Below are 11908 nucleotides of genomic sequence, written 5' to 3' on the forward strand. Positions count from 1 at the left end.
CGAGCCTGCAGGGCGACTACTTGCTATCCGCCGCAGGCCCTGGATGGTTCGAGGGTGACGGCGTACCACCGCTCTTCGCTCCCGGTTCCAGCAACGTATCCTTGCAGCCTTTCGGTGCGTTGAGAAGATTACACCGCGCGGGCAGCCCATTGCTGAAGCCCACCGAATAACCAGTCCACTGCGAGGGCTCGGACAGCGGATAGTCAGTCGAGATCATCTGCGCTCCGCTGTCCAGCAGCTCATCGCGGCGAGTGGTATCGTTGGTCCGCGCCGCCACCGTGCTGTCATCGGCACGGGCGCGCACGAGGTATCCTTCGCGTACCAGCCCATCGATCCTCTCGCGTGAGCCGCCGTTCTCCTCAGTGAATGCAGCATCAGGCTCGCCCGGAACGGCGTTGGTGAACAGAATGCGCCCCTTCAGCGAAGGATGGCCTTCGGTGTACACCGTCTCCATGGGACGCTGATCCATCAGGAAGATCACCTTGCCGCGACTCTCTGCGAGCGTAGGCCAATGGCCAGCCCTGATCGCCGCATTCAGCGTGGGATAGCTTCCTCGCACGGCATCGGGAAGGATCATCTCGCCATCGGAGAACACTGAGCGGATCTCTGCATCGAGTGCATCGAAGGCTGCCGGAGTAAAGTCCTCCGCGTAAACGCTGCCAGGGATCTCCTTCACGTTCCCGTGCTTCGTCTCGACCAGCAGGAACAGCGGCACATGCTGCGGATGCGCCTTCGACCACGCGCGGATCTCCCTGAGGCATCCTGTAAACAAATGGCACGAGCTGCGCTCGCTCAGGTCCCCGATGTGGATGACCTTCATGCCCGGCTTGTCCATCTCATGCTGCGGATCGAAGTCCGGGTCCGTTGGGAGTCCAGCCTGCTTCGTCAACTCGACGATCTTTGGGTGCGAGAAGCGACCGCCCTTGGCATCCTGCACGATGTCGATCTCGAGCTGCCGCACACCGCCGTCGAGCTGCTTGGTCAGAGTTTCGTGCTTGTACTCCAGCGAGGCATAGCCCTTCGGATTCATCTTCTTCATCCAGGCCTCCTCGCTCGGAGCAAAGCCCAGGTTGTAGCTATTGTGCGAGCCGATTACCTGGATCTGATTCAGGTGCACGCTCTTGTCCTGCTGCGCCACCGTCTGCGCCGCTGAGGGAAGCGCGCCGAGGCTCAGAGCTCCCAAACCTATCGCCAGGCCCATCGTCAGGCACACCATCGGGACGTTCGCCTTGTCATTCAACACTGGAATCTCCTTTGTCCGCGACCCGCGGACCTCTTCATTCAACCAAAGAAAACGGCGAGGAGCCGATATTGCGCTCCTCGCCGTGAATACACGCCATACGGTTCGAGAAAGATCCTAGAAGATGATCTTGCCGGCGAACTGCGCCTGACGTGCGGGGAAAGAACTACCGATGGCGCCAAAGCTGCCGTTACCGTCGGAGTAGGCTCCGTCCGGTGCTGCCCAGTTGGTCACGTTGAGCGCGTTGAACAGCTCCGCGCGGAAGTCGAACTTCACTCGATCCGAACCCAGAGCGAACTGCTTGTGCAGACCGAAGTCGGTGTCGAAGTAGAGGAAGCCGCGGAACTTGTTACGCGAGACATTGCCATACGCCGAGGTGTTGCCATAGGTGGCGTTCGAAGGGTAGGCGTAGCTGGTGAACGGTAGATAGTTCGTCAGCGACGCTGTGTTGGTGGCCTTGGTGAACGCCGACTTCGGGTTGCGCCACGGTGTGCCGGTGATGTGTTCCGGACGCAACGTGACGAGGTCCGAAGTAAACAGCGGACCGGCAGTAGTCGAGCTTGAAGCGGAGCTGGAGTAGGTGAGGTTGAACGGCATGCCGCTGGTCATGGTGTTGATCAGATTCAGCTGCCATCCGCCCAGTACTGCATTCATCAAGCCATGGGCGTTCTGGCCCCAGTGCTGGCCATGGCCATAGGGAAGATCCCAAACCACCGAGGTCGTGTTGTCGATGGGCTGGTCATAGCTCGATGGGCCGTAGTCGTTGCGGGGGTTGGCAAAGTTGACGCGCGAGTTGTCACCGTTGTTCGCATCGAGGTGACCCGAAGAGAGATCGAACGCGCGGCTGTAGGTGAACGAGTTGAGAAACTGCAGAGCGCCCACGCGCTTCTCCAGCTTGGTCTGGACCGAGTTGTAGCTGGATGAACCCTCCGGCATCGAGATCTCGATATCGCCGAAGGTGGGGACCGGGCGACGTGCCTGGTAGGTCTGCCCGGCAGCGTTGCAGAGGGCCACGGTGGCCAGGAGGCAAGGTGCTGCCTGGTTGTAGTCCGCCAGGATCTGCAAGCGACGGCCCGTATTGCCAACGTACGCGACATCCAGCATCACGCCCCAGGGAAGCGTACGCTGCACCCCAAGGAAGTAGCTCTGCACGTAGGCGGTGGAGAAGTTCGAGGGGATGTAACGGGTGGTGACCAGCAGCGGGTTGAAGTTAGCCGAGCTGGTGAGACCGGACGCATAACCCTGCTGCGTTTGACGGAAGCAAGTGGCCTGGTTCTGAGTGTCGCTGGTGCAGAGGTTCGAGCCCACCGGGGTGACGAACGGGCTGGGGTTGTTGATCGCGGCGTTGACTACATTCGGCCCGTTGTAGGTCAGGTTGTTCTCGCCACCCTCACGGTTGTACTGCGCGTATACCAGGCCGTAGCCGCCGCGTAAAGCGGTCTTCGGGTCAATGGCGTACGAGAAGCCGAGGCGGGGAGCGAAGTTCTTCATCGGAACATGGACCAGCGCGCGGTTGTAGATGCTGCCGCTCGAGGCCTGGGTGAGGGTGTTGTTCGTGGGGTTGAAGTTCGCGAGCTTGTTGTCGCGCTCCCACTGCGGCGTCATCACCTCGTAGCGCAGACCGGCGTTGATGGTCAGCTTGGGCGAGACGGAATAGTCATCCTGGAAGTAGCCGGCGAAGTAGCGCTGGCGTAGGTTGACGATCGTGTAGTTCGTAAGGGAGTAGGAGCTGCGGTTGCCGAACAGGAAGTCCGCGACCTCGGCTGCCTGTGCAATTTGGGTGTCGCTGGAAGCTGCTGGATTGCAATTCGTTGTGACGGTGCCACCGCAGGTGGGGAAGAGGCCAGCCGGTCCCGCTGCAAACTTGCTGGCGTAGTTGTCCTGGCCGTAGCTGGGGTTGAAGTCGTTCACCTCGGTGTGGATGATCTGCTGCTCATAACCGAACTTCAACGAGTGGTGTGGAATGACCCAGGTGTAGTTAACCTTCGGGTTGTAGAGAGAGGGGTACTGGAACTGCGGGTTCGACGACTGGTTGCCCAGCTGCGCGAAGCCACTGATGGACTGCGCGTTCAGCGTGCGGATCAGCTTAGGATCCGTCGGGAGGCCGTCCGTGATGCCGTACTGCGTGAGCAGCGAGGGCTGGCCGGCCGAGTAGGGCGTCTTGCCTCCGAGGTTGCGCGTCCAGGCGAAGCGGAAGTCCAGCAGCTTATTCTGGCTGATGATCCACGTTGCGCCGCCCGCGATCTGACGGTTCTGGATGTTCACGTTCGAGTTCGCATTGCCGCCGGACTTACCGCCTACGGTCGGGGGATCGAAGATCTCTTCCTGGTGCTCGCTAAAGCGCCCGAAGATCTGCCAGTGGGCGAAGTGCGCATCGATGCGGCCATCGCCCTTATCGTCGTTGATGGTGCCGCGCGGTGCGTTCGAGTAGTTGTTCGTGTAGTACGACGAGCTGGCGGGGTTCGAGCTCACGTTGTTCGTGGGCAGATACCCAAGCACCGCGAGAGCGAACGGCGTCGCGCCCGATGAGATATCGCCATTGGTGTAGCTGATGCCAGTGATCGGGTTGTAGAGCGGAATAGGCTTAGTGGGGTCGCCGTTATAGAAGAAGTGGCCGAGGCGCTGTTGCGCGTTGGGCAAAGACACCGGCGCGAGCTGGTAGGTAAAGATCGCGCGCAGGCCTTCATAGTCTGTGAAGAAGAAGACCTTGTCCTTGAAGATCGGGCCGCCAAGGGTGGCGCCGAACTGGTTCCTGATGAGGCTCGGCTTCCTGCCGGTCACCGGCTCAATCGGGCCGGCTGCGTTCAGGTCAGTGTTGCGGATGTAATCCCACGCGTGGCCGTGGAACTGGTTGGTGCCACTGCGTGTGGACGCGTTGATGACGGCGCCGGGCATGCGGCCGTATTCGGCCGAGTAATTGTTGGTCTCCAAGCGGAACTCGCTCAGGGCATCCGGCGAAGGCGAGATGTTCTCGTTCTCGAAGCCTTGGTTCGACGTGCCGTAGTTGGAGTTTTCCAGGCCGTCGAGGATGAACTCGTTGAACTCCGAGCGCAGGCCGTTGATGTCGAAGGCTCCCTCGCGGCTGGAGGGGGTCTGGTTCTCCAACACCGACCGGCGCGTGCCCGGCGCGAGCAGCACCAGGTCGGCGTAGGAACGTCCGTTGAGCGGTAGGTTCTCGACCTCGCGGGTGGCGATCACAGTGCTGCGCGAGCTGGTATCGAGGTCCAGCATCTGCGCCGCGCCGGTCACGTCGACCGTCACGTTCGCGCCAGCCTTCAGGTTCACTTCCACGCGCTGACGGGCGTCGGTGGCCACGTTGAAGACTTCCGTCTGCTCGGTGGCGAAGCCCTGCGACGAGGTCGTCACGCGGTAGTTGCCGATCGGCACCGAGTCAAACTCGAACTTGCCATCCTTATCGGTGTTGGCTTTGACCACGACGTTCGTGGCGACATTGGTGAGCGTCACCTGAGCTCCAGCCACGACTGCGCCAGAGTTATCGTGAACGTAGCCCAAAACCGACGCCGCGCCGAACTGGGCGTGGCCGGAGGGTGTGAGCAGCAAAGCGGTGGCCAGGGCGAGTATGCAGAGCATGTTTCTGCGCCCCACAATCGCGTTCAATAGCCTCATGATTTTCTCTCCTAAATAGAACAAATCAAAGTCATTTTGTGGTGTCTTCAGGCCTGCGCGATTCTCAGCCAAAAACCTCGGGCAGCGCGGCATGGAATGGATCTTCGGGAACGGGCCGCAACACTAAATAGTCGTTGCCAGTGGTGTCAACAGCTTTCTCTCTTTTCTTTACCGCTAACGTAAGTTGACCTTGAACTGAGCCTGACCACGGAACCCTTGTTGAACAGCGTAGATAGGCAGCACAGGCAAGCCAGAGCGAATCGGCCTTCGGACGGTAACCTGAACCGGCGGCGCAACGCATCTCGGCCCGCAACCGGACAGGGATGGTTTCGAATTCAAACCTGGCGTGATATCAGCATCTCTGATCGGGGCCCGGAAATTGCGAATGCAGCGTTAATCCATGGCCCCGGAACGCACACTTTCCACATCCCCCGCCCATCGCCATCCATTTTTCGTCCCGATCGGCCCAGCGGCTCCCGTTCCGGGCTTCAGCCGATGCCCGTGCGTGCGGGTACCGCGCTCTCGATGCTTTGTCCATCGCCTGACCGGCGGTAGCGAGTGGAGAACCTTCCCGAGGGCCGGGACAACGCTCACAAGACCTTGAGCCTCGCACTCAATGTGGAGTGGACCGTTGCGCTCGAACTATCGCGTCAGCACGGAGGGTACGACGTCACGATAAGCAGCAAAGGCTCCACGCACGAGATGCACGATGCCCGCCGTGTCGAGACAGGCCCCCCGAGCTTCAGCGATCCGTTGATCGGACGCGTCGTCTAGCCACAACGCGTGACAGCACAACAGGCTGTTGTGCGAGCCAGCCCTCAGCGACCTGCACTCGCGGACGCTGCGTGGGTGATGTGGTAGTCACGGTATTCGATGGTGAGCGTCGCGCGACCACCCATGCGGGTCTGGCTGATGGTTCGATTCTCCGCCGGAAGCCAGAAACCCTCCACCTCGGTGTAGCGGTGTTCGAGTTCGGTCTTGCGGATCCAGAAGGAAGGATTGCGCGCGGGCTCTGCAGCGATGTGCGTCACCGCGAAGTCATGCGCATCGACGACGATATCTCCGCGATAAAGGAACTTGTTCCCGGTCTTCGGCGTGAGGCGCAGTGTGTATCGGCCCTCATCCGGCACAGGCTGGAAGCCCACAAGATCCATCTGGTAGTTCGCGGCCGTGAGCGCAACCTGGCGTTGATTCTCCGGGCTCGCAGCTTCCTGTTCGCTCTCGAGCAGCTTCTTCAGAACTCGATTCACCAGCATCTTCGACCCGCTCTCGGAGATGATGGTGAAGTGCTTTGTCCCCGGAGCGGTGAACTCGACATGCACCGTCATCTCGGCGTCGCGATCACCGGGGAACCCTTTGTACTCCAGGCGATACACGCGCGTTCCCGTATATCCCATCAGAGCCGCGGTGCGTTGCGCATTGCGTTCCTCAAGCCCATGGATGACAGTGCTGACTGGAAGCGGAGCCAGCACCGGAGCGACCGGACTCTCTGCCGCCGCTCCCGAGCTCAGCAGATGCTGCTGTGCAACAACCTGCCGCGTGAAGCCGGAAATCGTGAGGATGCAGAAGCCCGCCAGGGCCAGAACGTTGCCAAGACTCGCTGCACGCTTCATCATCCTTCTCCTTTGTAATGAGGATCAGCCGGCCTGGCTTACGACGACACCACGGCGCATCTTGGCCCGAACGCGCTTGCCATGGTGCGCGGCATCGCGCAAACCTTGCTCGTAGGCAGCATATACCTGCTCGAAGACCGCGTCCCAGGAGGCTTTCAGAGCATGTTCGCGAGCGGCCAGAGCCATTCGCTCACGCAGCGCGGAGTCCTGCGCGAGCTGTAACACGCGCGCAGCCAGCTCTACCGTGCTGCGTGTGACGTAACCGGTCTCGCCATCGCGCACCAGGAAGCGCGGCCCCCCGCTGTCGGTGACGATCGAGGGCACGCCAGAAGCCAATGCCTCCAGCACCACGTTGCCGAAGGTGTCAGTGCGCGATGGAAACACAAACGCGTCCATGTTGGCGAAGGTCTCCGCCAGCGCTTCGCCGCGCAGCACACCTGGCAGCTCTGCATGCCGCATGTTCTCTCGCAGCCACTCCTCTTCCGCACCCTGGCCTACCACGACGAAGCGCAGGTGGCGAGCCCCGGCTTGCAGCAAGGAGCGCTCCAGGTCCGCCAGTTCACGCACACTCTTCTCCGGGCTCAAGCGTCCAACGAAGCCGATGACGAAGGCATCATCATTGCGCGTTCGCCGCCGTGGGTGGAAGAGCTCCGTATCCACACCGCGCTGCATCAACAGTGTGGACTTGTTCGTCCCGCGTTCCAGCAGGTGGCACAACTCCGTATTCGGAGCGAAGAGCACCTGGCCGATGCTGTAGAACCGCATCAGCGCGAAGAGACTCGCACCCCGGATCGCGCTTCCCATCGCCTCGCGCATCGAGGGTGGAAGCATCTCGCGCAGGCCGGCAGAACGCTGCTCCGCATACTGATGCAGGTTCGTATGCCATGACGCCGCCAGCGGAATGCCGAGCCGATGTGCAATCAGCATGCCCAGCAGGCCCGCGTCGCTGGGCCCGGTAATGTGCACAATGTCCGCGTTGAAGGCTTCGACCTTCGCTTCGATCTGGCCAAGGTAGCGCAGAAATGCGAGGTCAAAGCCGTGGTGCTTGTCAAGAGCGAAGCCCATGTTGCCGCGCGGCAGCGTCAGCCGCTCCGTCGAGCCATGCGAGTGTGCCGCCGCCTCCGGCCCACCATGAACCGTGAGGAAGGGAAGCGCTCTCCGTCGTGCGAACGCCTCAAATTGACGGCTGGTGTTCGCAACACCATCGATCTCGTCGAAGGTGTCGGGAAAGAAGGCCACGCGCAGGGGACGGTCGCTCATTGAGCCACTTCCTCGCGTCCGTCCAGCGGCGCGCTGAAGCGATCAGGCTGTCGCAACGCTGCGCGAAGAGTCTGGTCAACAGGACCAACATCCAGCAGGCGGAGCAACGCGAAGAAGCCTTTGATATAGATGGGCGGCTTGCTCCACAGTCGCGCGATGGGCTCCATTTCGCCGGCGCGGTTGCGATGGAAGACGCGCTCATCCCAGAGCTGCGATCCGACCGGGTACTCGGTGTACTCGCGCGTCACCGCGCGGATCGTATGCAGTATGCGTAGCGTGTTGGACTCGCGGTACTGCGGCATGAAGAGAACGTGGCTGCGATGATCGCGGCGTATCTCCTCGACGAACTCTTCAAACGTCTCCGCCGTGCTGAGGTTCAGCGTCGCGTTCGGCTCAGAGCCATGGCGGTCGCCACCGGAGATCAGCATCTGGTTGAAGCCCTCGGCGAGACGACGCACGAGCAGGTTCTCCTCCCAGCTGCGAATGCCGCTCAGCTCAAGGGCGTGGATGCACTCGCCCTCCTCAGCCAGCAGGGTGCACAGCGCCTTCTCGTGGTGGTCGTTGCCGATGTGGGCAAGGTCCCAGTAGGGATGATTGAGTGCGACCAGCACATCGCGCTGTGCGTCGAGCCACTCCAGCAGCTCGGTCAGCTGCGCACGCTGCGGCGCCTTCGTGTACGCGCGAAACCGCTCCATCGTTGCTTCGGCGGCAGACGCGGGCAGGTTGTGAATCCCCATATGGAAGATCGCATCGCCGAAGGGCACGGTCCACTCGACGGAGATCGGCACCTCGCGGCCTTCAGACATCACACGCAGCGCCATCGGAGCACCAATGGTGTCGTGGTCGGAGATGGACACCAGGCTGCGCAGACCAAGGTCCCGCTCGATCTGTCGCGCCTCAACCCGCAGGGCCGCCAACGGTGACAGCGGCGGCGTCCAATAGGCTGTGCTCAGATCCAAAGGTGTCGCGCTGACCTTCTCTGCATAAGCATTCTGCATCTCCAGCCAGCGCTGGAGGATCGAGGAACGTTGGAAGAAATCGCCAAGGAACGAGAGGCTCTCCTGCGAGTAGTTCGTGTGGCTATGCAACGACACCCCGGTTGCATACGGCCTCGCCGCACCCTGTTCCTTCCAAAGGCAGCTTACCTTGCGATCCACTCTGCTTCCTCGTTTCTCCGGGAATTTCCCAAGAGTTCTCTACCTCTCATGGGCCTTTCTCCTGAACTTCCCACAGCTCTGTTAAGAACCGGTTAGGTATCAGGTTTTGTTTGTGAATATGCTTTGGCAGGAAGTTCACCTGGTTCTCTTGCGGGCCTTCTTATACTGGCCGCAACGGGATGCGAACTGCGACTGGAACGTTCGAGAACTTGCCGAAGGAAAACGCCCCTCGCCTCGGGCCGCTTCTGTGGCGAGTTCTCCAGCGACCACAGGTTCTGCTCAGCGTATGGAACTGGAAGTCCGCGCTGTTGAGCGTCACGTTCCGTGGTCCTATCTTTTTCGGAGCTGCGATTTCAAAGGGCCTCGCCGCGGCCCTGTCCGCGCTTTTGCTGGAGACCTTGATCTGCGCACTTGGTGTGGGCCTGTACAACGCCCTGGTGCAGACCCTGCGTACGGCGCAACCATTGTGGGCCACAGGCATTCTGCTTTCGCTCATTTTCCCCGGCTGTGTCCAGGCGATCGAATACACCGTCCATCGCCTGCGCGGAACGCCTCACCTGCATACGGCGGTCATCGTGTCCCTCTGTGTCAGTGGCATCTCGACCCTGTTCAACTGGTATGCAATGCGCCACGGCGCATTGATGGTCGGCCGCAACTCTTCCGGCCTGCTGTCAGATCTCGGCCGACTGCCGCGTCTGATCTTCGGTTTTGTGTCCGAGCCCTTCCGCTTCATCCGAACCCGTGGATGGACCCTCTAGGGACAAGCCGACGGAATTCAGTGAGCAGTTGCCCACGCGTAAGATGGCCGCTTGGCAGCAATAAGATTGCCAGCAGGCCACGTCACGGCCGGTCTGACTCTCTTAGCTCGGCCCAGGCGTCACAAGCTCGGTGGAGGCGGCGGGATCTTCGGGCATCTGGATCTCTCAATGCGCGAACACACCTTGGCATCTACGCCTCGCCGGCCACGCAGCGCCGGTAAGTGCTTACGGTGTTTGCGATTCCGCAGATCACGCACCCCAGCACCCAGCGATGAGATTGCCTTTTGAGAGATATTCAAAAGAGCTCAAAGGAAGGATTGGTCGGGGCGGAGGGATTCGAACCCCCGACCCTCTGCTCCCAAAGCAGATGCGCTACCAGGCTGCGCTACGCCCCGACGCCTCTATGATCGCATCCGCGCCCCGGCGGATGCAATCAGGCTTCGCTGCTCTGCGGCAGCAGGCCTGGCGGGTTGCCGACGATTTTGCTGCCTGTGCCTCCGACGGCGTCCAGCAGCACGCGGTGGTGGATGGTAAACAGCGCGAGCTCCAACCGGTCGCCCACCCCGGTCTTGTCGAAGATGGAGCGCAGGTAATTTTTGATCACCTGCTCGCTGTTGTTCAGCTCCTTCGCAATGTCTTTGTTCTTGTAGCCCTGGACGATGAGTCCGATGATCTTCAGCTCCTTGGCGGAGAGGCGTGCGCGGGCGCGTTCGCCCACCATGTCGGTCTCGAAACGCGCCGAAGCGACATGCGCCGGTTCCATCACGTACTGGCCTCCGCGGCCGACCGTGCGCAGGCATTTCAGCATCTCCGCGCGGCTTACGTCGCGATAGAGAATGCCCTGCACATTCTTCTTTAGGAAGGTCGAGGGGCTGTCGGACTTATCCAGCACAGCGACGAAGCGGGTATTGTTCGCCTTCGCCCTCGCCAGTAGTTGGTCAAGATCGGCCTCGAGCGAAGCGGAGAAGATGATGATAGCGCCCAGCGCAGTTTCCGATGCCTTGTAGAGCCGTTGAACGTCATCGCACTGGCCGACGATATTGAAGTCGTCCTCGACCACGACGAATCGTGCTGTTCCGGCGCGAAACACCGCGTAGTTGTCGGCGATGATGATCTTTTGGCTCATTCGTTCCGGGCTGCAGCCGTCCTCCGCGTCTCATGGTTCCGGTGCGCGGCCTGCGCAGTGCGCGGCCGGAAATCCCGGTCTGAAGGATCGCGAAGTTCAAGTCTAGCAGAGCGCCCACCGCTCCCCTGCCCTCGAAATGCCTTCCGCATCCAGCCGAATACCCTGTATTTACTGGGCTCCGCAAGGATACGACGACGTTTTGTCCCAGCCGGGTGCAGCGTTGCCGGCACGATCCCACCTTGGTTGTAGCGCATCCCCGCCCGCTCGTCCGGTCGTAGGATTCAGGTCACAGAGAGTCGGCGTTACTCTGCCCTTGGATCGCAGATCGCGGACGAGTAACGTGTCATCGGTTGGCAAAGCGTCTGTTGCAGGCGTCAGTGAGTCCCGCGAATTCACGGAGAGATTGCCATGGAATTCGTCTGCCGCACCATCCTGCCGCCTTCGTCGCAACCGCAGCCGCCGTTAGCGTCAGCTGGATGCCGAGCAGCTAACTAGAGGCAGCGCCGTCACTCCATCTCGATTTCATTTCGCAGAGCTTTGCACTCGGCCGCAATCTTCGCGGCTATGGCGGCATTGGTCGATTACGCCGCTCCGCCCTGCAGGTCCGCTCCGCGGAGCCGGGTCCAGGCAGCGGACGAAACGAAGCGGAGAGAGTGACCGATAGCAGACCCCTCTGCCACCCCCAAGGTGCATCACTCTCCCCGCATCCCCCAAGGAGAGGGGAAGACTAGCTCGACGGAATTGCGCTGTCCAGCTGTGACCCGACCCCGTTGAAAGCGCTGGCAATGCTCGTCGCTAAGGAGGACATCGCCGCAACGGTGGTCAGCCCGATCAGGGCCGCAATCAGCGCGTATTCGATCAGGTCCTGTCCCGATTCGTCGTTCCATAGGGCCCGAAGGATTGCGTTCCACTGTGCCATCGATCCATCTCCATTTCAGTTTGAAGAAGCTGCGAGGGCTCGCGTGCGCCCCGTAACTTGACGGTACGATCCTTTGCTCATCACGAGAGGTGAAAGTCCGTATACGCGGCGACACAGGTAATACCACCTTTGCGGAATGTGTCCCCTTTCGTAACTCCTCGGCCGGTCGCTGCAAAAGTTGAGTACTGCGCTCCAACAGGGCGACACA

At 61.0% G+C, this 11908-nt stretch carries 9 protein-coding genes and 1 tRNA gene; 2 read left to right on the forward strand and 8 right to left on the reverse strand.

Features of this window, described 5'->3' with window-relative positions:
• Nucleotides 1–16: 16 nt before the first annotated feature.
• Nucleotides 17–1240, reverse strand: coding sequence for a phosphatidylinositol-specific phospholipase C1-like protein (locus tag AC5E6W_RS15900; protein ID WP_491753309.1), 1224 nt, complete (start codon nucleotides 1238–1240; stop codon nucleotides 17–19).
• A 117-nt stretch (nucleotides 1241–1357) separates the two neighbouring features.
• Complete coding sequence (locus AC5E6W_RS15905) at nucleotides 1358–4867, reverse strand: TonB-dependent receptor (RefSeq protein WP_491753310.1); 3510 nt, start codon at nucleotides 4865–4867, stop codon at nucleotides 1358–1360.
• 558 nt (nucleotides 4868–5425) lie between these two features.
• Between AC5E6W_RS15905 and AC5E6W_RS15910 the strand changes: the two genes are divergently transcribed.
• A complete protein-coding gene (locus tag AC5E6W_RS15910) occupies nucleotides 5426–5641 on the forward strand; it encodes a hypothetical protein (RefSeq protein ID WP_491753311.1) in 216 nt (71 codons plus the stop codon).
• A 44-nt stretch (nucleotides 5642–5685) separates the two neighbouring features.
• Here the strand turns inward: AC5E6W_RS15910 and AC5E6W_RS15915 are convergent, their stop codons facing one another.
• Genes AC5E6W_RS15915 through AC5E6W_RS15925 form a run of 3 tightly spaced genes read right to left on the reverse strand, consistent with a single transcriptional unit; the run spans nucleotide 5686 to nucleotide 8897 of the window.
• Nucleotides 5686–6483 carry a hypothetical protein gene (locus AC5E6W_RS15915; RefSeq protein WP_491753312.1) on the reverse strand — a complete coding sequence of 266 codons (798 nt, stop codon included), beginning with the start codon at nucleotides 6481–6483 and terminating at the stop codon, nucleotides 5686–5688.
• A gap of 21 nt (nucleotides 6484–6504) precedes the next feature.
• Complete coding sequence (locus AC5E6W_RS15920; RefSeq protein ID WP_491753313.1) at nucleotides 6505–7740, reverse strand: glycosyltransferase; 1236 nt, start codon at nucleotides 7738–7740, stop codon at nucleotides 6505–6507.
• Nucleotides 7737–8897, reverse strand: coding sequence for a PHP domain-containing protein (locus AC5E6W_RS15925; protein WP_491753314.1), 1161 nt, complete (start codon nucleotides 8895–8897; stop codon nucleotides 7737–7739). Before AC5E6W_RS15925 ends, AC5E6W_RS15920 begins: the two co-directional genes overlap by 4 nt.
• Nucleotides 8898–9106: 209 nt before the next feature.
• Between AC5E6W_RS15925 and AC5E6W_RS15930 the strand changes: the two genes are divergently transcribed.
• Entirely contained in the window at nucleotides 9107–9655 is a 549-nt protein-coding gene (locus AC5E6W_RS15930) for a hypothetical protein (RefSeq protein WP_491753315.1), read from the forward strand.
• A gap of 318 nt (nucleotides 9656–9973) precedes the next feature.
• Here the strand turns inward: AC5E6W_RS15930 and AC5E6W_RS15935 are convergent.
• The 3 genes from AC5E6W_RS15935 to AC5E6W_RS15945 all read right to left on the reverse strand — a co-directional run bounded on the left by AC5E6W_RS15935 (nucleotide 9974) and on the right by AC5E6W_RS15945 (nucleotide 11700).
• Nucleotides 9974–10050: transfer RNA gene (locus AC5E6W_RS15935), tRNA-Pro, on the reverse strand.
• A 38-nt stretch (nucleotides 10051–10088) separates the two neighbouring features.
• Nucleotides 10089–10781 (reverse strand): LuxR C-terminal-related transcriptional regulator, encoded by a 693-nt coding sequence (locus tag AC5E6W_RS15940; protein WP_491753316.1) that lies wholly within the window; start codon nucleotides 10779–10781, stop codon nucleotides 10089–10091.
• Between the two features lie 727 nt (nucleotides 10782–11508).
• Nucleotides 11509–11700, reverse strand: coding sequence for a Flp family type IVb pilin (locus AC5E6W_RS15945; RefSeq protein WP_491753317.1), 192 nt, complete (start codon nucleotides 11698–11700; stop codon nucleotides 11509–11511).
• Nucleotides 11701–11908 lie beyond the last annotated feature (208 nt).

The organism is Bryocella sp., from assembly GCF_058498515.1.

Excerpts from the sequence above, each read along its gene's own strand:
- AC5E6W_RS15905 (WP_491753310.1), bottom strand. The coding sequence starts at position 4,867 with ATGAGGCTATTGAACGCGATTGTGGGGCGCAGAAACATGCTCTGCATA.
- AC5E6W_RS15915 (WP_491753312.1), bottom strand. The coding sequence starts at position 6,483 with ATGATGAAGCGTGCAGCGAGTCTTGGCAACGTTCTGGCCCTGGCGGGC.
- AC5E6W_RS15920 (WP_491753313.1), bottom strand. The coding sequence starts at position 7,740 with ATGAGCGACCGTCCCCTGCGCGTGGCCTTCTTTCCCGACACCTTCGAC.
- AC5E6W_RS15940 (WP_491753316.1), bottom strand. The coding sequence starts at position 10,781 with ATGAGCCAAAAGATCATCATCGCCGACAACTACGCGGTGTTTCGCGCC.
- AC5E6W_RS15945 (WP_491753317.1), bottom strand. The coding sequence starts at position 11,700 with ATGGCACAGTGGAACGCAATCCTTCGGGCCCTATGGAACGACGAATCG.